This window comes from Pseudomonas sp. efr-133-TYG-5 (genome assembly GCF_030209175.1).
GTDB lineage: Bacteria > Pseudomonadota > Gammaproteobacteria > Pseudomonadales > Pseudomonadaceae > Aquipseudomonas.
Genome location: NZ_JARVSM010000009.1, coordinates 74,748 through 94,506, shown reverse-complemented (window position 1 = coordinate 94,506; position 19,759 = coordinate 74,748). Strand labels below are relative to the sequence as shown.

The following is a 19,759-nucleotide window of genomic DNA, read 5'->3' as shown; positions in this document are numbered from 1 at the left end:
ATCTTAGCGCTGGCAAGCCTGCTCCTGCAGTGATCAGTGGTGTTTAGGGAATCTCAAGACACCCGAGATTTCGTGGGAGCTGGCGTGCCAGCGATGGGCATCGGCAACAGCCGATTAAATCCAGGCAGCAAAAAAGGCCCGCATTGCTGCGGGCCTTTTTATTTGTTACGCCGGTCGGATCAACCGCGACGACGCAGGGCGTCGATACGCTCTTCCAGCGGCGGGTGGCTCATGAACATGCGGGCGAAGCCCTGCTTGATGCCACCGTTGATGCCGAAGGCATTCAGGGTGTCCGGCATGTGCACCGGCAGGCCCTGTTCGGCGCGCAGGCGTTGCAGCGCACCGATCATCGCGGCGGTGCCGGCCAGGCGAGCACCGGCGTCGTCGGCGCGGAACTCGCGTTTGCGCGAGAACCACATGACGATCGCGCTGGCCAGGATACCCAGCACCAGTTCGGCGAAAATCGTCGCCACGTAGTAGGCAATACCCTGGCCTTCTTCGTTCTTGAAGATCACCTTGTCGACAAAGTTGCCGATGATCCGCGCGAAGAACATCACGAAGGTGTTCACTACGCCCTGGATCAGCGCCAGGGTGACCATGTCACCGTTGGCCACGTGGCCGATTTCGTGAGCCAGTACGGCTTTCACTTCGTCCGGCGAGAAACGCTCGAGCAGGCCTTGGCTGACCGCGACCAGCGCGTCGTTCTTGTTCCAGCCGGTGGCGAACGCGTTGGCCTCGTAGGCCGGGAAGATCCCGACTTCGGGCATCTTGATCCCGGCTTCGCGGGACAGTTGCTCGACAGTCTGCAACAGCCATTGTTCGTGACGGGTGCGCGGTTGGCTGATGATCTGGGTGCTGGTGCTCATCTTCGCCATCCACTTGGAGATGAACAGCGAGAACAGCGAACCGGCAAAACCAAAGACCGCACAGAAAACCAGCAGCTGACTGAGGTTGAGATCAACCCCGTTGGCCGCCATGAACCCGTTGAAGCCGAACAGGCTCAGGGTGATGCTGGCTATCAGCACGACCGCCAGGTTAGTGGCCAAAAACAGCAGGATGCGCATCATGGTTGTAGAAATCTCCTCAAGCTAAAGATGTAGCGTACTGCGGGGTATATAAGGTGCGGCACCGGGCTATTCAACCGGGTGACTATTTCAAACTGTGTCCTACAGCGAAATCCCTGGCATGCAGGGCATTTCCCACCGCCCGCGCTGACAGCCACGATCCTCAGCGGCCACCCCGTAGCCATTACGCCGGGACCACATGGCCGGTACGAGTCGCAAGTGTAGAAGGTCGATGAAGGCGGGGCGGGCAGAAGTGTTGCTGAATCAGACAGTGCGCAACGTTCGGGCCGTTGCGCACTGATGGCCGGTTACTGGCGATAGGATTTGAGGAAGTTGCCGATGCGGCCGATGGCCATTTCCAGGTCATCGACGCGGGGCAGGGTGACGACGCGGAAGTGATCCGGCCACGGCCAGTTGAACGCCGTGCCTTGCACCACCAGCAGCTTCTCGGAGAGCAGCAGGTCGAGGACGAATTTCTCGTCGTTGTGGATCGGGCAGACTTTCGGGTCGATTTTCGGGAACGCGTACAGCGCCCCCATCGGCTTCACGCAGCTGACGCCGGGAATGTCGTTGAGCAGCTCCCAGGTGCGGTTGCGCTGCTCCAGCAGACGGCCCTGCGGCAGCACCAGGTCGTTGATGCTCTGGTAGCCGCCCAGCGCGGTCTGGATTGCGTGCTGGCTCGGCACGTTGGCACACAGGCGCATGTTGGCCAGCATGTCGATGCCTTCGATGTAGCTCTGGGCGTTGTGTTTCGGCCCGGAAATGGCGATCCAGCCGGAACGGAAACCGGCCACGCGATAGGACTTGGACAGGCCGTTGAAGGTCAGGCACAACAGGTCGGGTGCCAGCGAGGCGGTGCAGATGTGCACGGCATCGTCGTAGAGGATCTTGTCGTAGATCTCGTCGGAGAACACCACCAGGTTGTGCTGGCGCGCCAGCTCGAGCATGCCCAGCAAGACTTCCTTCGAATACACCGCGCCGGTCGGGTTGTTCGGGTTGATGATCACCATGGCCTTGGTGTTTGGGGTGATCTTGGCCTTGATGTCGGCCAGGTCCGGGAACCAGTCGGCACCTTCGTCGCACAGGTAATGCACCGCGTTGCCACCGGCCAGGCTGACGGCGGCAGTCCACAGCGGATAGTCCGGGGCCGGCACCAGCACTTCGTCGCCGTTGTTGAGCAGCGCCTGCAGCGACATCACGATCAGCTCGGAGACACCGTTACCCAGGTAGATGTCTTCGATGCCGACACCTTCGACGTTTTTCTGCTGGTAGTACTGCATCACCGCCTTGCGCGCGCTGAACAGGCCTTTGGAGTCGCTGTAGCCCTGGGCGGTGGGCAGGTTGCGGATCACATCCTGGAGAATTTCGTCCGGCGCTTCGAAACCAAACGGCGCCGGGTTGCCGATGTTCAGCTTGAGGATGCGCTGGCCTTCCTCTTCCAGGCGTTTGGCGTGCTTGAGCACCGGGCCGCGAATGTCGTAGCAGACGTTGGCGAGCTTGTTCGATTTGCTGAACTGCATGGCAATGTGATCCCGAAAATGAACGATCCAGGCGGCGGATGGACAACCGTGCTGGGAATCCTGCGTCTTTACACAGGCGATGGTCGTGGACGGCGGTTCCCAGAATCCGTTTGAATGCGCCGGGCCCCGCTGCCAGACTGGCGTATGACGAGGCGCAATCATACGTGCCACCCGATCCGTGGAAAAGGTACAGATCGGGCTTTTTCAGCCGCTGAGGTGTGATGATGGAAAAGATAGAAAAGTCCCTGGACGAATGGCGTGCGATGCTCGACCCCGAGCAATACAACGTGTGCCGTCTCAGTGCCACCGAGCGACCGTTCTCCGGTAAATACAACGCCACCAAGACGGATGGCGTCTATCACTGCGTGTGCTGCAACGAACCCCTGTTCGACTCCACCACCAAGTTCGATTCCGGCTGCGGCTGGCCGAGTTTTTACGCGCCGATCGGCGAGAGCGCGATGACCGAGATCCGCGACACCAGCCACGGCATGATTCGCACCGAAGTGAAGTGCGCGCGCTGCGATGCGCACCTGGGGCATGTGTTTCCCGATGGTCCGCCACCGACCGGGCTGCGCTACTGCATCAACTCGGTGTGCCTGAACCTCGAGCCGCGCGAGTAATCCGGCAGGCACGGGAGCTGCCGAATCCATGGCGGCTCCCGTCGTCGGTTTTTTCGATATTTAAATTGCACACAATTCAATTGCTCGCTATTTTTGCGCCTTAGCCATTTTTCGAGTGCGCACCATGAGCGACAACCTGCTGAACATTCCGTGCACCACCATCAAGGGTGAGCAAAAGACCCTCGCCGATTTCGCGGGCAAAGCGTTGCTGGTGGTCAACACCGCCAGCAAGTGCGGTTTCACCCCGCAATACAAAGGTCTTGAGGAGCTGTGGCAGACCTACAAGGACCAGGGCCTGGTCGTGCTCGGGTTCCCGTGCAATCAGTTCGGCAAGCAGGAGCCGGGCAACGAAGGCGCGATCAGTGAGTTCTGCGAACTGAACTACGGCGTCAGCTTCCCGCTGTTCAAGAAAATCGAAGTCAACGGTGCCGGCGCCCATCCGCTGTTCGCCCAGTTGAAGCAGCGCGCCCCGGGCGTGCTGGGCTCCCAAGGCATCAAGTGGAACTTCACCAAGTTCCTGATCGGTAAGGACGGTCAGTTGGTCAAGCGCTTCGCTCCGGCCACCAAGCCGCAGGACTTGAGCCGTGAGATCGAAGCCCTGTTGAAATGAACGTTCTGTCAGCCGATTCGCTGAAGCTCGACAGCCAGTTGTGCTTCAAGCTGTATGCCGCCTCGCGTGCGGTGATCCGTGCCTACAAGCCGATGCTCGATCAGCTCGGCCTGACCTACCCGCAATACCTGGCGATGCTGGTGTTGTGGGAATGGCAGGAGAACGCTCCGCAGCAGCCGACGGTCAAGGCCCTCGGCGAGCGTCTGGCGCTGGATTCGGGGACGCTGACGCCGTTGCTCAAGCGCCTGGAGCAACTGCAACTGGTGCAGCGTCAGCGCTCGGCCCGGGACGAGCGCGAGGTTCACCTGAGTCTGACCGCCGAGGGCCAGGGCCTGCGCGAGCAGGTCGGGCCGCTCAAAGCCCGGTTGCTTTGCGACAGCACGGTGGATCTGCAGCGCCTGGAGGCATTGCGCGAGGGCCTGGATTACCTGCTTGGGCAGATCAAGGCGACGTCTTAGGCGCAATCCATTGATCGAGCAGGGCGGCCAGCTCTTCACGCCGGAACGGCTTGGCCAGGTAGTCGCTCATGCCCGCCGCGCGGCAGCGTTCGCGTTCCTCGGACATGGCGTTGGCGGTCAGGGCGACGATCGGCAGATGTGGCCAGCGCCCGCTCTGGCGGATCTGCCGGCTCGCTTCATAGCCATCCATCACCGGCATATTGCAGTCCATCAGCACCAGATCGAAGGTGTCGTGTTCCAGCTGGTCGAGCGCTTCCGCGCCGTGCGCCGCCACGACCACGTCGCAGCCGAGTTTGCCGAGCATGCCTTTGGCCACCAACTGGTTGACCGGGTTGTCCTCCACCAGCAGCACGCGACCACGTCGTTGGGACGGCGGCGCCTCGAGGCGTGCGCTGTCGAGGGTGGTGATATCCGGCTGGAGAATCCGTCGCAGGTTCTGATACAGCGCATTGCGCGCCAATGGCCGGGCCTGTTGCTGCAGCGGCGCCAGGGCCGCGGCTTCCTCGCTGGGCATGAAACTGCCGTAGGCGGTCACCAGCAAAACCGGTGCGCTGATCGTCGGGCGCAAGCCGAACAGGCATTCCGGGCAATCGGTGATCAGCACATCCGGCGCCAGCCCCAGCAACGAGTCATCGATGGTCCGTTGCTCATAATCCAGGCCCCAGACCGTCAGCAGGCTGTTGAGCAGTTCCGCCAGGCCACTGCTGGCGGCAGTGATCGCCAGTACCTTGCCCGCCAGTGCTGGCGGGGTCACGGCGCGGGTGTGGCAGGGTAGCGGCAGTTCGGCGCAGAACTGGCTGCCGAAACCGGCTTCGGAGCTGATCGTCAGCCGGCCCTGCATGGCTTCGCACAGGTTGTAGGTCAGCGCCAGCCCCAGGCCGGTGCCGCCGTACTGGCGAGTGATGCCGGCACCGGCCTGGGTAAACGGCTGGAAGATCTTCACCTGGGCTTCCTGGGCAATGCCGATGCCGGTGTCGCAGACCTCGATGCGCACACCCTCGGCAGATGTCGAAAGACGCACATCGACACGGCCGAAGCGGGTGAATTTCAGGGCGTTGGACAACAGGTTGCTGACGATCTGCCGCACCCGGGTCGGGTCGCCGAGCACCAGCGCCGGGAAATGCGGGTCGATCAGGCAGGTCAGCTCGACACTCGGCGCCGCGTTCTGCGACAGCAGGTTGGCGGTGTCTTCGATCAACGCGCCGAGGTCGAACGGGATGTGCTCGAGCTCGAGTTGCCCGGCATCGAATTTCGACAGGTCGAGAATATCGTTGAGCAGTTCCACCAGCACCTTGCCCGAGTCGTGGGCGATCGACAGCTGTTGTTGCTGCTCGGCGTTCAGCGGGCCGTCCAGCGACAGCGCGATCATCCCCAGCAGGCCGTTGAGCGGCGTACGAATCTCGTGGCTCATGTTGGCAAGGAATGCCGAGCGCGCCTCGGCCATGTCCAACGCCGTGCTGCGCGCCACTTCCAGTTCCTGGTTGGACTGGCTGAGGCGGGCGTTGATGGCCTTGAGCTCGGCGGTGCGTGCCGAAACGATGTTTTCCAGTTGCCCGAGGTAGTCGGTCAGGCGGTTTTCCGCGTTGCGTCGTTGCTGGATTTCCGTGGCGATATTGTCGAACTGCTGGTTGGCGACTTTCACCAGCACGCCGATTTCATCGTTGGCGTGCCCGGCCGGGCATTCCAGGGTGGTCGGCTCGGCGCTGCGCGGATCGCGGCCGCTGAGCTCGCGAATGACCCGCACCAGTGGTTTGGTCAGCATCACGTAGAACAGCGCCAGGAGGATTCCGGTGAGAATCAGGCTGCGCGCAAAGCCATTGAGCAGGGTGACTTCGGCGCGGCGCAGGAAACGGCTGCCGAATGCGTAAGTGTCGACTTCCAGGCTCAGGCTGCCGAGGGATTCGCTGGGCAGGTGATCGAGATAGAGGCGGTCTTCGAAGCGACGTTTGGCGCCGAACAGGAAGTCGCTGATCACCCGATAGCCGCTTTGCAGCTCGGGGCGCTTGACGCTGGCCAGGACGGTTTCGTTGTTGTCGGTCAGTTGGGCGGAAATGATCGCCGGCGAGCGCAGCAGGCCGAGGGTCAGTTCCTGCGCCAGTTCGGCGTCGATGTTGTAGGCGATACGCGAAGCGGGATTGTGGCTGATTTCCAGCAAAGACAGGATTTCACGGTTGATGGAGGCGTCTTCGCTGGCATAATCGATGCCGATTTGCAGCAGGCTGAGCAGCGTGCCCAGAATGAAGCCGACAAGCACGGTCAGCCGGGCTTGCTTGTAAGACAGCCGGTGGGTGAATTTGATATCCATGGGGTGTTGAACCACTTCCGTTTCCCTTCGCTGCTCAAGCATAGTCGATCACGTATGGATACCGTGCTTCCCGAATCGCCTTGTAACAACGGCCGGGGCGGCTGTTGAAGTCTGTGTTTCGGCGCTGTACCGCCATCATCTCTGTGAACGTGCCCGAGGAAAAGACGTGGATTCCCGATTGAATGCTTTTCTTGAACGCGCCGAGTCGGTTCTGGCGCGAATCGAGCCATTGCTGCCGGCGCCTCGCCCGGTCATCGACTGGAACAGTTGCCTCGCTGCGCGCTGGCAGCGGGACGGTCGCAGCGGTTACCTGCTGCCGCTGGAAGTCAGCCTCGACATGCGCCTGTCGGACCTGATCGGTGTCGACCGGCAACTCGAGCAACTGGGCCGCAATACCCAGCAGTTTCTCGACGGCATGCCGGCCAACCATGCGCTGCTCTGGGGTTCGCGCGGTACCGGCAAGTCGTCGCTGGTACGCGCCTTGCTCGCCGAGCACGCCAAGGCCGGCCTGCGCCTGATCGAGATCGAGCGCGATCACCTCGCCGACCTGCCCCGGGTGGTGGAGCAGATCGCCAAGCTGCCGCAGCGCTTCGTGCTGTTTTGCGATGACCTGTCGTTCGAATCCGGCGAAGGTGATTACCGCGTGCTGAAAAGCGTGCTCGACGGCTCGCTGGAACAGGCCCCGGACAACGTCCTGCTGTACGCCACCTCGAACCGTCGCCACCTGGTGCCGGAGAAGGAAAGCGACAACGAAAACTGGAAGCGCGTCGACGGCGAGCTGCACCCCAGCGAAGCGGTGGAAGACAAGATCGCCCTGTCGGATCGCTTCGGCCTGTGGCTGTCGTTCTATCCGTTTACCCAGGAACACTTTCTCAATGTCGTCGAGCACTGGATCGGCCAGTTGGCCGCCAAGGCCAACCTGACCTGGCAGCGCGACGAAGCACTGGACATTCTCGCCGTGCGCTGGGCTACCGGCCGCGGCAACCGCAACGGACGTTGCGCGTACCAATTCGCCCGTTACTGGGTGGGACTGAAATTGTTGGAGCACAAGGCATGATTGATTTGCAACAGAGCGGCCAGGGCCTCGAAGGCTATGGCATGTTGGCCGCGCAACTGGAGTCGCTGCTGGCGGACGAGCGCGATTTCATCGCCAACGCCGCACAGTTTTCGGCGTTTCTGTTCAACCAGCTGGACGACCTCAACTGGGCCGGTTTTTACCTCAATCGCCAGGAAGAACTGGTGCTCGGCCCGTTCCAGGGGCAGATTGCCTGTGTGCGCATTCCCTTCGGCCGTGGGGTCTGCGGCGCGGCGGCTGCCAGCCTGCAAACGCAACGGGTCGAAGACGTTCATGCCTTCCCCGGTCACATCGCGTGCGACAGTGCGTCGAACAGTGAACTGGTGGTGCCGTTGGTCAAGGACGGCCGCCTGATCGGCGTGCTCGACCTCGACAGCCCGAAACTGGCGCGCTTCACCACCGAGGATCAGGCCGGTATCGAGCAACTGGCGGCGATCTTCCTGCGCCTGACCGACTGCTGATCACGCCGTCAGGCCGGCCTTGCGCAGCAGGCCGGCAGGGTCGACGGCATCGATCTGCCGCGGATCGAGGAAGCGCCGGGCGTACTCCAGGTAAACGCCGTCGTTGATGAACAGGCCGAACAGCTCGGCATCGATATGCGCCTCGCGGCACATGGTGGCCATGATCCCCAGCGCTTCGCTGAGGCTCTTGGCCTTCTTGTAGGGGCGATCGGCCGCGGTCAGCGCTTCGAAGATATCGGCGATCGCCATCATTCTTGCCGGCAGACTCATCTCCTCGCGTTTCAGGCGTTTCGGGTAACCGCTGCCGTCCATCTTTTCGTGATGGCCGCCGGCGATTTCCGCGACGTTGTTCAGGTGCCCGGGGAAGGGCAGGTGGCTGAGCATGAGGATCGTCTGCACCATGTGGTGATTGATGATGTAGCGTTCCTCGCGGGTCAGGGTGCCGCGGCTGATGCTCAGGTTGTACAGTTCGCCGCGGTTGTATTTGTAGCGCGGCACATCGAGCTTGAACCCCCATGGATTGTCCGGTGGAATCAGCTCGCTGTCGGCGCGTTCGAACAGGTGCTCGGGCTTGTCGGCGAGCAGCGTTTCACTGACCGGCAAGGTGGGCGCCGGCGTGCGCGCCTGGCGGCGGTTTTCCTCCCATGACACCCCCAGGCGATCGTCCAGGGTGCGCGTCCAGCGCCGTTGGGCGATCTGCTCCAGGCGTTGCAGGTCGGCCTCGGCCATGGCTTCCGTACCCAGATTGCAGCGCGCGACAAAGGCGAATTCATCGTCCAGCCCGGCCAGGGTGGTTTCGCGCAAGGTGGCCAGTTGTGCGGCATCGCCGCCCATGGCCAGACCCTGCCAGTAACTGATCCAGGCATCGCGCTTGAGCACTTCGAAGCGCGTGCGGATTTCGTGGATGCGGTCGTTGAGGGTTTCCAGTTTGGTGGCCTTGTCGACGACATATTCCGGCGTGGTGACCTTGCCGCAATCATGCAGCCACGCGGCGATGTGCAGGGCCTCCCATTCATCCTCGTTGGGCTGATAGGCACGGAACGCCGGTTCCTGACTGGCGGCTGCGGCATGGGCGAGCATCAGGGTCAGTTCCGGCACCCGCTGGCAATGTCCGCCGGTGTACGGGCTCTTGGCGTCGATGGCGCCGGCAAGCAACTGAATGAACGCATCCAGCAGTTGTTTCTGCTTGGCTTGCAGGCGCTGGCTTTCGATGCTCACGGCTGCCGCGCCGGACACTGCCTGCAGGAACGCGATGCGATCCGGGCGCAGTTTTTCCAGATCCATTGCGGCACCGCTGTCGCTGATCAGCAGGATCAGCAGGCCGACGGTTTCATTGTGGCGGTTGCGCAGGCGGATGCCGATCAGGTGCACCCGCGGCGACGCCATGGCCAGCAGTACTTTCTGCAAGTCCGCGGCCTGCTCGAAGCCGAAGTTGTTGACCACGGTGTCGCTGTTCGCCAGTTGCCGGAACCAGTCCGGGCTCTGCGCGGCATCGAGATGGCGTCCCTGAATGTCGAAAGCGGCCAGGGTCTGGGCCTGGCCATCGATCACCAGACCATAGGGCTCCATGCGGTCGCCATCGCTCTCGCGCAGGTAGATCAGACCGGCCTGGGCCTGGGCGATCTGCACCGTTTCGAACAGCACCCGTTGCAGCAGCGGGGCGAACCGGGTTTCGGCGGTCAGGCTGTCGGTGATGCGGAAGAAGCTCGCCAGGGTGTCTTTCATCCGGGCCATCGACAGGCTCAGCTGATCGACCTCCAGAACCGGCGAACGGCGGGTGACCGGGAAGTTGAAATCGAAACTGCGAATCGCGTCGGCCTCTTTGACCAACGCGTGCAACGGCTTGACCAGAATCCGTGAAATCAGCCAGCCCAGCGGCAGGCACAGCAGCAGGGTCGCCAGGGTAATCAGCGCCCCTTGCCAGCGCAGGCGGTAGGCGTCGACCAGCAGTTCGTCCTCGGGTACCAGCAGCGCCATCTGCAAGCCTTGCGGGCCCCCCTCCGGCAAGGTGCTGCGGGCAACGATCCATTGGCGTTGCGCGGCGTTCAGGCGATTGCCCTGATGCCCGGCGGTCAGCAGCGCATGCAGGACGGGACTGAGGTCCGCGGCCCTGGCCAGACGCGCGGTGCGGTCGTCGACGATCAGGCGGCTGCTGTCGGGGTAAGCCACCGCGTTGCCGTCGGCATCGAACAGGACGATTTCCGTGGAGGGCGTCACCACGTGCTTGGTCAGCGTCGCCGACAGGGTTTCCAGGGTCAGGTCGGCACCGATCACGGTGTTGTCGTCGCTGCGCCGGGCGAGGGTGGTACCGACGTTGTGGGTGGAGAAAAACACGTAGGGCTCGGTGGTGATCTGCCCGCTCTGCTGCCGGGCGTTGATGTACCAGGCACGCTGGCGCGGGTCGTAGCTGTCGTCGGGGGTGTCCCGCTGGCCGATGCGCGTCAGGGCCTGATCGAAAAACACCGACTGCGAGTGCGCCTCGCCGCTGCTGTCATGCTCGATGCTCCACACCTGATAGGCCGCCGTGTCGGGTGCCTTGAGCAGGGCTTTGAGGGCGTTGGTGCGCAGCGGTCGCACCATGAAGAAATCGCCGTTGGCGTAGCCGACGTAGAGCGAGGCCAGGTCGGGGTTGTCGGCGAGTGCCTGGCTGAACGGCTTGAGCAGCGCCAGGCGCTGGGCCAGCGCGGTTGCCTGAGTGTCCGGGTTGGTCGCCAGCAGGCTCAGCAAGTGGCGGATCGGCTCATAGGTGGCTTGCAGGTCGAGGCGCACGTCCTGCTCGATGCGCTCGAACAGTTTTTCACTGCTGGCGAGGATGATCTGGGTGGTCTGCCGATAATTGAACAGCCCCAGCACCACCCCGGTCAGCAACAGCAGAAACGTGAACATCACGCTGATGTGCACGTGCAGCGGGAACCGGCGTTGTTCCGGGCGCAGTGGGCTGGGCATCACGGTCTCTCCATGGGGGTTAACGCACTGCTCAGCGTCCAAGCATAGTTAAGGCTCGGCGGTTTTGCCGTACCCCGATTGCGCCAGTTGGTGCTGCAAGGCCTGCTCCAGATCGAGCATTGCCTGCTTGCTGGCCTCGCAGCGTTCGCCGATCTCATGGGCCGGCAATGCCTGGTTGCAGGCCTGCTCGAGTGCTTCACAGCATTCGATCAGGCGCGTGGCCTGGGCAATGCGGGCGGCGCCCTTGATCTTGTGGGCGATGGCGGCCAGCGCCGGGCGATCATGCTGTGGCGACAGCGCGAGCAGTTCCTGGCGGTCGTCACGGCTGCTGTCGAGCAATTGCACCAGAAGCCGCTGGGCCTGCGCGGGATTGCCGCCGGTCAACAGGTTGAGGCCTTGCAGGTTGAACGCGGCCACCGCCGGCGCCGGCCGGACGCTGTTCACCCACTGGCTGAGCAGGCTCAGGCTCAACGGCTTGAACAGGCAGTCGTTCATCCCGGCCTGTTTGCAACGCTGCACCTCCTCGGGTTGCGCATTGGCGGTAAAACCCAGCACGGTGCAGGGCGGGCGTCCGGTCTGGCGCTCATGCCGGCGCAGGGCGCGGGTCAGTTCGTAGCCATCCATGACGGGCATGTTGCAGTCGGCGATCACCAGCTCGAAACGTCCGGATTTCCACAGGGCGAAACCGCTCTGGCCATCCTCGGCAACGCTGAACGCATGGCCGAGGAATTCCAGTTGCTGGCACATCAGCAGGCGATTGGCCGGATGATCGTCGACCACCAGCACATTGAGCGGCGTATCGGAAACCACGATCGGCGCGTCGATGCGTTGCTTGCCGATTTCGGCGGGGAAGGTCTGCAGGGGCAGGGAAATGCACACCTGGGTGCCAATCCCCTGCTGGCTGCTCAGGTGCAACTGGCCGCCCATCATTTCGCACAGGCTGCGGCTGATCACCAGACCCAGGCCCGCGCCGCCGCGCACCTGCTGGCGAGCGTTGCCGGCCTGAGCGAAAGGCGCGAACAAACGCTGCTGGTCTTCGGCGCCGATGCCGATGCCGCTGTCCTGCACCGCCAGTTGCAGGATCGAGCGTGAGGGTTCCTCCGTGCTCATCAGATCCACCGTGACCCTGACGTGCCCGCGGTCGGTGAATTTAATCGCATTGCTGATCAGGTTGGACAACACCTGCTTGAAGCGCAGCGGATCCAGATGCACGTCCACCGCCGGGTTGACGGGATTGCAGGTCAGTTGCAGGGCAAGGTTTTTCTGCCGCGCCAGGCCGTCGAAAATGTTGACCACCGAGCCCACCGTATCGGCGAGATTGACCCGCTCGGGGCTCAGGCTCAGGCGCCCGGACTCGATCCGCGCAATGTCGAGGATATCGCCGATCAGGCACAGCAGGTCTTTGGCCGACTGATACGCGGTTTCGATGGAGCAGCGGTCGGGGTGGTTGCGTTCCATGCGCTCGAGGGTCAGTTCGAGCATGCCGATCACCGCGTTCATCGGCGTGCGAATCTCGTGGCTCATGGTCGCCAGGAACGTGCTCTTGGCCCGGTTGGCTTCGTCGGCCTGCTCCTTGGCCGTACGCAACTCGGCAAACAGCTGGTGACGCTCGCTGATGTCGATCCAGCCACCGATGATCCCTTGCACCTCGCCGCTCGAATCGCGGTAGGGCAGGATCCAGTGGTAGATGGTCAGGCGCTGGTTGCCGATGTGCAGCGGGCGATCCAGCACCAGCGGCTTGCCCTCGGCGATGACCCGTTGGTAGTCGGCCTGGTAGACCTGGGCCTCGAAGGCATTGCTCAAGGCACCCTGCATGACGTTCTTGCCGATGACGTCCTCGCGGCGGGCATTGAAGGTGCGCAGATAGCTGTCGTTGCAGCTTTGCAGCAGGCCCTGGCGGTCGCGCACGTAGATCGGATGGGGCGTGCCGTTGACCAGTGAGCGCATGAATTCGTACTGGTCGCTCAGCGCGCGCTCGGCTTTCTGCCGCTGGCGAATCTGCCGGCGCATGTAGGCATTCCACGCCAGGGACAGCAGCAGGAGCAGGCAAGCCGCGCCGATCACCTGATAGAACAGGCGCTGGTAGACGCGCCAGGCGCTTTGCGAGGCCCCCGAGTAACCGCGCCAGTGGCCGTTGATGATGCCCAGTTCCTCCGGCGAAATACTCGCCAGGGCCTTGTCGATGATCGAACTCAGTTCGCTGTTGTCGCGGGCGGTCGCCAGGGAAAACGCGGCTTGCAGGGTGCCGATGGTGGTGGTGATCTGCAGCGGCCGTTCGAATATCCGCGATGAAATGAAGTAGTTGGCGATCACCAGGGAGTTCACCGCCCCCTCGACCTTGCCCTCATCCAGCAGCGCCACCGCGCTGAAGGTGTCGGGGGTTTCGATCAACTGGATGCGCGGAAACTCACGGCGCAGGTATTCGATCATCGGGTTGCCCTGGGCGATCGCCAGGTGCTTGCCCTTGAGCTGGCCCAGGTGGGTCGGGCTGTCGGCGGATTTGCGGGTCAGCAGGACGAAGGAGTTTTCCAGGTACGGCCGGCTGAAATTGAGCAGTTGCTCGCGCTGCGGCGTCGGCAGCAGGGCGGCGATCAGGTCGGCGCGCTGGCTACTGACCTGTTTGATCATTTCCGTGTCGCTGCGACTGCGGCGGATATCGAAGCGCAGGCCGGTGCGCAGGCGGATCAGCTCGAGCAGATCGGCGCTGATGCCGCGAAAGTTGCCGTCGTTGTCGAAGAAGGTCAGCGGCGCAAACGACTCGTTGACCAGCACGCTGATCACCGGATGCTCCTTGAGCCAAAGCTCTTCGCGGCGGGTCAGTTGCAGTTTCTGGTCGGTCAGCAGAATGTCGCTGCCGGCGCTCCAGCGCTTGGCGATGCTGATGCGTTCGCTCCCCGGCACTGCCGCCAGCACGCGGTTGATGATGTCGAGCAGTTGCGGATTGTCGCGATTGACCGCGAAGCTGAAACCATGGGCTTCCTGCTTGCCGAAATTGGCCATGCGAATGTTGTTCAGGTAACCCTTGTTGATCATGTAGTGGGTGGAAATGGTGTCGCCGAGAAACACATCGGCCTGGTCGAAGGCCACCGCATTGATTGCGTTCTGGTAGGACGGAAACGAGGTGATCAGCGCTTTCGGGTACTGCGCCTTGATCTCCTCCAGCGGCAGGTAGTGATAGACCATGCTCAGGCGCAGGCCGGCCAGGCCTTCGCTCAGGGAGCGGGTCTCGCCTTCGCGGGTGACCAGCACGGGCTGGTCGATGGCGTAGGGCCTGGACAGGACGATGTGCCGATTGCCGGCCTCGTAGGCGTTGGCCGTGCCGAGCAGGTCGACCTCGCCATCGACCAGGGCGCGAATGGCCGCATCCCGCGAGGCATAGCGCGCAACCCGTACCGGCAGGCCGGTGGCCTGGCCGAGCAGGCCGGCATAGTCGGCGGTGAAACCTTCGTAGTCGCGCCCGCTGGACGTCATGTCGAAGGGTGGGTAATCCGGCGCGGAGGTGCCGATCACCAGTTCCTTGCGAGTGTGCAGCCACTGCCGTTGCGCAGGTTCCAGCATGACCGGGGTCGTTCCGATGGCCGAACGACTGAGCAGGGTGAACGCCTGCGGGTCTGCCGATTGAGCGAACACCGGCGTGCCCAGGCACAGGCCTGCGCACACGGCGATCAGATATTCCTTTAAACGGCTGGGCATCCTGGCTCTCACACGAGTGCGTTACGTTTGGCCATTTCGATTAGTTCTACGAGGGACTTGGCTTTGAGTTTCTGCATCAGGCGTTTCTTGTAAGTGCTGACGGTCTTGTTGCTCAGAAACATGCCCTTGGCTATTTCCTTGTTAGTGCGGCCCTGGGCAAAAAGTTGCAACACCATCAATTCCCGGTCATTGACGGATTTGAACAGTTCAAGTTCGGTATAGCGCACATCATCACTGCGCACCGGATTCAATGCCTGGCTGGGGAAATAGTTGTAACCGGAAAGTACCGCCTTGATGGCACTGACCAGCTCACTGAGATCTTCCTGTTTGCACACATATCCGGATGCGCCCGACTGCATGCAGCGAATACCGAACAGCGTCGGGCATTGCGCGGTCAGCACCAGGGTCTTGAATGGCGAGCTCATGGCGTTGAAGCGGGCCAGGACTTCGAGGCCGTCGAGCTTGGGAATGCTGATGTCGAGGATGATCAGGTCGGGCATGCACTCGCGGACCATCTGCATCGCGTCGACCCCGTTATCGGTCTCGCCGACAACCTTGTAACCTTCGTGTTCCAGCAACATTCGGACGGCAAGTCGGATAACCGGATGATCGTCGACAATAAAAACGGAGTTCATAATCAAATCCCATGCAAGCACGAATAAAGCGCGCACCTTAGCTCAGAAAAATGAGCGCTCGCAGGAGCGGACGTGGCTTCAGCGGTGATCTAGGATTGTTCCTACAAGAAAAGAGGAATTTGACTACAGGTGAACTAGGTGTGGCGTAAGGAGAAGAGTTGTTTTTTGCAAAACAGTAAATTTCAAGTTGAATAGTCGGCATGCCGCGAGATATGGATTTTTTGCGTTTGTTGTCTGAAGTTTAATTAATGTGCGCTTGTTTAAAAGTTACTCGCGTCGATTAGCGAATAATTCTGCAATTTTGCCTCATGCACTTGACCGGCCCTGTGCCAGGGGCCGGTCAGGGCGTTGGCGGCTACCGCGAGCGGCCGGTCATCTCCAGTGCCATGTCGCTGGCATAGCTGTCGGTCATGCCGGCGATGAAGTCGATCATGCGCAGGAACGACGCGTGCAGGGGGCCATGGGGATCCGGGGCGTTGTTGCCGAGCAGATCGAGAATCCGCCGGCTCTTGAACGACGGCGTGCGGCCGTTGTGCTGTTCCAGCGCGGCACCGCAGAACGAGTTGAGGAGAATTTCCAGCGTGGTGTAGGCGCCGATCTCGTGCAGGGTCTTGCGCTTGTCCTGGAAGATCTTTTTCCGCGCGATGTCCTTGGCGTTGAGCACACAGCGCTTGGCCGGGCCGTGCATGTGCTCGACCAGGTCACCCTGCAGGGTGCCGGCCAGCAGCGCATCCTGTTGCTCGACGAAGGCGCGGGCGGCAGCGTTGGTCAGGTGCTCGATGGCCTTGCCGCGCAGGATCGCCAGTTTGCGCCGGCGTGAATCCTGCGGGCCGAGCTGGCGATAGGTTTCCGGCAGATCATCGCCCACCAGGCCGAGCAGCAGCGACTCGACTTCGGCGTACTCCAGCAGGTCCATTTCCAGGCCGTCTTCAAGATCGATCAAGGCGTAGCAGATGTCGTCCGCAGCCTCCATCAGGTACACCAGTGGATGGCGTGCCCAGCGTTGTTCTTCGAGCTGTGGCAGACCGAGCTTGTGGGCGATCTGTTCGAGCAGCGGCAGTTCGCTCTGATAGCAGCCGAACTTGTGCTTCTTGTAGCCCAGGGAATCGGCGTGACGGGCGGTCCATGGGTACTTCAGATAGGTGCCGAGGGTCGCGTAGGTCAGGCGCGTGCCGCCGTCGAACTGGTGATATTCCAGCTGGGTGAGCACCCGGAAGCCTTGGGCATTGCCTTCGAAATTGAGGAAGTCACCGCGTTCGGCGTCGCTCATCGCGTCCAGCCAGCCGCGTCCGGCCGCCTGCTGGAACCAGTGACGAATCGCATCCTCCCCGGAGTGACCGAACGGCGGGTTGCCGATGTCGTGGGCCAGGCAGGCCGATTGCACGACCATGCCCAGGTCACTCGGCTCGCACCAGTCGGGGAGGGCACCGCGCAGGGTTTCGCCGACGCGCATGCCCAGCGAGCGGCCGACGCAACTGACTTCCAGGGAATGGGTCAGGCGCGTGTGGATATGGTCGTTGCTGGAGACGGGATGCACCTGGGTCTTGCGCCCCAGGCGGCGGAAGGCACCGGAGAAAATGATGCGGTCATGGTCTTTGTGAAACGGGCTGCGGCCGAGCTCTTGCGGGCTGTGCAGCGGTTTTCCGAGGCGTTCGCGGTTGAGCAGGGTTGGCCAATCCAAGGCTGATTCTCTCCGTCAGGTGACTGAAGCCCTAGCTTCCCGGTTCGGGCTGGCAGGCGCAAGCGCAACTACAGCCCGGCGGCGTCGATATCGATCAATAGCAGGCGTTCGCCATTGTCGAAGAACTGCCCGGCGGTCAGGCAATACTGGTTGCTCGTCGCGTCGCGGTAGGTGCTGGACAGGGTCAGGCGGCGTTCTTCCCAGCCTTCCGCCAGCAGGTGATAGAAATACGGTCGCCATGACCAGTTGTGGCCCAGATAACGGTTGTCGGCGATCCAGCCGTTGTTGCGCCATTCCAGGTTGGGCGTGAGCTGTGTGCCGTGGCGGTCGCACTGGTAGAAGCGCAGTAACCAGGGAAACGCGTCCAGTTGCGGCAAGGCGCTGAGCGGCGCGCGGGCCTGGGCCCAGGCTTGCAGGATGGCCATCAGCTCGCCGAGTTGCAGGCGCATCTGCATCAGGCGCCCGCGTTCCACGAGTTTCTGTTTGACGTAACGCTGGCGCAGCTCGGCGAAATGCTTGACGAAGGCGTCGGTGGCGAAAAAGGCCTCCTGCGCGCGGGCAAACAGAAAGCCTTGCACGTAGCGCGATCCGCACTCGAGGGCAAAATTCAGCTGCGCTTCGGTCTCGACCCCTTCGGCGATGATCCAGCAACCGGTTTTCTCCGCCATCTGCGCCAGGGCCTTGACCACGTCACTGCTCGGCCCGCCGAGCGCCGCTGCCTGGAACAGACGCATGTCGAGCTTGAGGATATCGGGTTGCAGGGCCAGGACCCGATCGAGTTGCGAATAACCGGCGCCAAAGTCATCGATGGCAATTCGCGCGCCGGCCTCGCGATAGCGTGCCACCACTTCACTCAGGCGCTGGCTGTTGCCGCCAAGTTCAGTGATCTCGAAAACGATACGCCGCGGATCGACGTCGTGCCGCAGCATCTGCTTGAGGCTGGGCAGCGGCTGGTCGGCACGCAGGCGGCTGATCCAGCGCGGCGACATGTTCAGGCTCAGGAACCAGTCCGCCGGGGCTTCATGCAGGCGGCTGAGGGCGTTGTCTCGAATCTGCCGGTCGAGGCGACGCAGGGCAATGGCCGGCGTGCGCGGGTCGGCGAAGAGCGGCCCGACCGAGGCCAGTTGACCATCGGCCTGACGCAGGCGACCCAGGGCTTCGACGCCTGCAATACGTCCCGTGGCGGTATCGATGAAAGGCTGAAAGCAGGCGAGCGGTTGCCCGTCGATCACGGGGCCTCCTTAGACGTCGTGGTTTTGACTGATGATTGCCGGCCGGATAGGCAAGCGGGATTGAATCTCCGGATCAGAGATTCAATCCCGCGGCTATTGCAAGAATGCAGCCAGATGCACGGGCTCAGCGCTTGGCCGAACTCTGCATGACCAACTTGATCAGTGGCCCGAGGCTGGTGCCCAGGCGAATCAACCGGGTCAGCCCGCCGACGCCGCCGCTTTTCGCACCCTTGCCGGTGATGAACCCCAGCAGGGTAACGGCGGCCACGCCCCACAACGGCGCGTGCTTGATGCCGAAGCCATCGTGCAGGTTCTGCCCCATGCCGCGGATACGATGCAGGGGTTGCATGAGCTGCCCGGCTTCCTGGCGGATTTCCTGCCGGTGCATTTCCATGCGCAGGCGGATCAGAGCCTTGCGCATCTCTTTGCGAGTGCTGTTGTGTGGCAGTTGAGGCAGGCTCATGGCAACAGGCGCTCCCGATCATTGGCCAATTCTTCCAGCGTGCCGTGGAAGGGCGAGGATTCATCGAAAATCGCGGCCTTGAGGCGCAATCCGCAGAAGATCGCCGCCAGGGTGTAGAACACGCACAGACCGATGATCGCCGCGAGACGGTACGTGTCCCAGAACACGATCAGGACCAGCGTCGACAGGCCGACCAATAGCAGCAGGGCAAATACCAGGGCCAGGCCGGCGAACAGCAGCAGGCTGACGGTACGGGCTTTTTGCTCCTGCAACTCGATGCCGAACAATTCGACATGACTGTGCAGCAGGCCGAGGACGGCGGCGCCCAGGCGCCGCGTGGAGGAACGGGTGCCCAGGTTCGGGCCGGATTCGCCGATCGACATAATCAGCGCCGAGTGGCCAGCAGGCCAATCAGGAAGCCCACGCCCGCGGCGATACCCACCGATTGCCAAGGGTTGGCCGAGACGTAGTCTTCGGTGGCGGTGACCGCTGCCTGACCGCGGTCACGCAGGGTGTCTTCGGTCAGTTTCAGGGTTTCCCGGGCACGCAGCAGGCTGTCGTGGATCTGTTCGCGCAGCTCATCGGCCTGATCGCCAGCCAGCGTGGCGGTGTGTTCGAGCAGCCGCTCAGTGTCGGCGACCAGAGTCTGAAAGTCGTTCATCAGGATTTCTTGAGCAGTCTTTGCCTTGATGCTGGCCATGGGGGATCTCCGTAAGTGGCTTTCTGAAGCGTTCGAGTATGAGCCTTGCGCGAAGGTTCAGTACAAATGACTGGTACAACTTTTGCTGTCTCGTGGTGCGTCGACCGGCGGCCATGCGCTGTTGCCGGGCGTGCAGCCGGGCAAACCTCTGCCCGGGTAATGACGATTCGTGTCAGGACATCGACCTTGTGCGCCAAAGCGGTTCACCGGACACCCGGGAGCATGAGCGCGCGGGCGCAACTTGGTGCATGAAATGTTCGCATGAACCGCTTTGGTGCCTTTTTCAGCCTTGGGTC

General features: G+C 62.4%; 16 protein-coding genes. 5 read left to right on the top strand and 11 right to left on the bottom strand.

The window, feature by feature from the left end; genetic code table 11:
• Positions 1 to 179: 179 nt before the first annotated feature.
• Positions 180 to 1,067, bottom strand: coding sequence for a protease HtpX (htpX, locus tag QRN70_RS25295; RefSeq protein ID WP_217830802.1), 888 nt, complete (start codon positions 1,065 to 1,067; stop codon positions 180 to 182).
• Between the two features lie 305 nt (positions 1,068 to 1,372).
• On the bottom strand, positions 1,373 to 2,584 hold the full coding sequence (locus QRN70_RS25290; protein WP_103304753.1) for a pyridoxal phosphate-dependent aminotransferase: 1,212 nt from the start codon (positions 2,582 to 2,584) through the stop codon (positions 1,373 to 1,375).
• Between the two features lie 224 nt (positions 2,585 to 2,808).
• Here QRN70_RS25290 and msrB point away from each other — a divergent pair, with 224 nt between their 5' ends.
• The 3 genes from msrB (at position 2,809) to QRN70_RS25275 (ending at position 4,272) form a co-directional block, all read left to right on the top strand.
• Entirely contained in the window at positions 2,809 to 3,204 is a 396-nt protein-coding gene (gene msrB / locus QRN70_RS25285; RefSeq protein WP_285420599.1) for a peptide-methionine (R)-S-oxide reductase MsrB, read from the top strand.
• Positions 3,205 to 3,328: 124 nt separating this feature from the next.
• The gene (locus QRN70_RS25280; RefSeq protein WP_285420598.1) at positions 3,329 to 3,814 is read left to right on the top strand and encodes a glutathione peroxidase; all 486 of its coding nucleotides are present in this window, start codon (positions 3,329 to 3,331) and stop codon (positions 3,812 to 3,814) included.
• Positions 3,811 to 4,272 carry a MarR family winged helix-turn-helix transcriptional regulator gene (locus tag QRN70_RS25275; RefSeq protein WP_285420597.1) on the top strand — a complete coding sequence of 154 codons (462 nt, stop codon included), beginning with the start codon at positions 3,811 to 3,813 and terminating at the stop codon, positions 4,270 to 4,272. Before QRN70_RS25280 ends, QRN70_RS25275 begins: the two co-directional genes overlap by 4 nt.
• Here QRN70_RS25275 and QRN70_RS25270 read toward each other — a convergent pair.
• Positions 4,256 to 6,577: a hybrid sensor histidine kinase/response regulator gene (locus QRN70_RS25270; RefSeq protein ID WP_285420596.1), complete on the bottom strand. Its 2,322-nt coding sequence runs from the start codon at positions 6,575 to 6,577 to the stop codon at positions 4,256 to 4,258. The two genes, QRN70_RS25275 and QRN70_RS25270, sit on opposite strands and share 17 nt — an antisense overlap.
• 166 nt (positions 6,578 to 6,743) lie before the next feature.
• Here QRN70_RS25270 and QRN70_RS25265 point away from each other — a divergent pair, with 166 nt between their 5' ends.
• Both QRN70_RS25265 and msrC read left to right on the top strand, forming a co-directional pair.
• Positions 6,744 to 7,634 (top strand): ATP-binding protein, encoded by an 891-nt coding sequence (locus tag QRN70_RS25265; protein ID WP_285420595.1) that lies wholly within the window; start codon positions 6,744 to 6,746, stop codon positions 7,632 to 7,634.
• Complete coding sequence (msrC, locus tag QRN70_RS25260; RefSeq protein ID WP_285420594.1) at positions 7,631 to 8,113, top strand: free L-methionine (R)-S-oxide reductase MsrC; 483 nt, start codon at positions 7,631 to 7,633, stop codon at positions 8,111 to 8,113. The genes QRN70_RS25265 and msrC overlap by 4 nt, the downstream gene beginning before the upstream one ends.
• On the opposite strand, the gene QRN70_RS25255 is transcribed toward msrC, so the two are convergent.
• The 8 genes from QRN70_RS25255 to QRN70_RS25220 all read right to left on the bottom strand — a co-directional run bounded on the left by QRN70_RS25255 (position 8,114) and on the right by QRN70_RS25220 (position 19,463).
• Positions 8,114 to 11,059 carry an HD domain-containing phosphohydrolase gene (locus QRN70_RS25255; RefSeq protein WP_285420593.1) on the bottom strand — a complete coding sequence of 982 codons (2,946 nt, stop codon included), beginning with the start codon at positions 11,057 to 11,059 and terminating at the stop codon, positions 8,114 to 8,116. It abuts the gene before it with no gap.
• Between the two features lie 48 nt (positions 11,060 to 11,107).
• Entirely contained in the window at positions 11,108 to 14,752 is a 3,645-nt protein-coding gene (locus QRN70_RS25250; RefSeq protein ID WP_285420592.1) for a transporter substrate-binding domain-containing protein, read from the bottom strand.
• Between the two features lie 8 nt (positions 14,753 to 14,760).
• Positions 14,761 to 15,387, bottom strand: a complete 627-nt coding sequence (locus QRN70_RS25245) for a response regulator transcription factor (protein ID WP_285420762.1) — start codon at positions 15,385 to 15,387, stop codon at positions 14,761 to 14,763.
• Between the two features lie 355 nt (positions 15,388 to 15,742).
• Positions 15,743 to 17,068 carry a deoxyguanosinetriphosphate triphosphohydrolase gene (locus QRN70_RS25240; RefSeq protein WP_285420591.1) on the bottom strand — a complete coding sequence of 442 codons (1,326 nt, stop codon included), beginning with the start codon at positions 17,066 to 17,068 and terminating at the stop codon, positions 15,743 to 15,745.
• A 68-nt stretch (positions 17,069 to 17,136) separates the two neighbouring features.
• A complete protein-coding gene (locus QRN70_RS25235; RefSeq protein WP_285420590.1) occupies positions 17,137 to 18,300 on the bottom strand; it encodes an EAL domain-containing protein in 1,164 nt (387 codons plus the stop codon).
• Positions 18,301 to 18,424: 124 nt separating this feature from the next.
• Entirely contained in the window at positions 18,425 to 18,763 is a 339-nt protein-coding gene (locus QRN70_RS25230; protein ID WP_285420589.1) for a hypothetical protein, read from the bottom strand.
• On the bottom strand, positions 18,760 to 19,146 hold the full coding sequence (locus QRN70_RS25225) for a phage holin family protein (protein WP_285420588.1): 387 nt from the start codon (positions 19,144 to 19,146) through the stop codon (positions 18,760 to 18,762). The genes QRN70_RS25230 and QRN70_RS25225 overlap by 4 nt, the downstream gene beginning before the upstream one ends.
• A 2-nt stretch (positions 19,147 to 19,148) precedes the next feature.
• Complete coding sequence (locus QRN70_RS25220) at positions 19,149 to 19,463, bottom strand: ElaB/YgaM/YqjD family protein (protein WP_025113166.1); 315 nt, start codon at positions 19,461 to 19,463, stop codon at positions 19,149 to 19,151.
• Between the last annotated feature and the right edge of the window lie 296 nt (positions 19,464 to 19,759).

Excerpts from the sequence above, each read along its gene's own strand:
- htpX (WP_217830802.1), bottom strand. The coding sequence starts at position 1,067 with ATGATGCGCATCCTGCTGTTTTTGGCCACTAACCTGGCGGTCGTGCTG.
- QRN70_RS25290 (WP_103304753.1), bottom strand. The coding sequence starts at position 2,584 with ATGCAGTTCAGCAAATCGAACAAGCTCGCCAACGTCTGCTACGACATT.
- msrB (WP_285420599.1), top strand. The coding sequence starts at position 2,809 with ATGGAAAAGATAGAAAAGTCCCTGGACGAATGGCGTGCGATGCTCGAC.
- QRN70_RS25280 (WP_285420598.1), top strand. The coding sequence starts at position 3,329 with ATGAGCGACAACCTGCTGAACATTCCGTGCACCACCATCAAGGGTGAG.
- QRN70_RS25275 (WP_285420597.1), top strand. The coding sequence starts at position 3,811 with ATGAACGTTCTGTCAGCCGATTCGCTGAAGCTCGACAGCCAGTTGTGC.
- QRN70_RS25270 (WP_285420596.1), bottom strand. The coding sequence starts at position 6,577 with ATGGATATCAAATTCACCCACCGGCTGTCTTACAAGCAAGCCCGGCTG.
- msrC (WP_285420594.1), top strand. The coding sequence starts at position 7,631 with ATGATTGATTTGCAACAGAGCGGCCAGGGCCTCGAAGGCTATGGCATG.
- QRN70_RS25255 (WP_285420593.1), bottom strand. The coding sequence starts at position 11,059 with ATGCCCAGCCCACTGCGCCCGGAACAACGCCGGTTCCCGCTGCACGTG.
- QRN70_RS25250 (WP_285420592.1), bottom strand. The coding sequence starts at position 14,752 with ATGCCCAGCCGTTTAAAGGAATATCTGATCGCCGTGTGCGCAGGCCTG.
- QRN70_RS25245 (WP_285420762.1), bottom strand. The coding sequence starts at position 15,387 with ATGAACTCCGTTTTTATTGTCGACGATCATCCGGTTATCCGACTTGCC.
- QRN70_RS25230 (WP_285420589.1), bottom strand. The coding sequence starts at position 18,763 with ATGAGCCTGCCTCAACTGCCACACAACAGCACTCGCAAAGAGATGCGC.
- QRN70_RS25225 (WP_285420588.1), bottom strand. The coding sequence starts at position 19,146 with ATGTCGATCGGCGAATCCGGCCCGAACCTGGGCACCCGTTCCTCCACG.
- QRN70_RS25220 (WP_025113166.1), bottom strand. The coding sequence starts at position 19,463 with ATGGCCAGCATCAAGGCAAAGACTGCTCAAGAAATCCTGATGAACGAC.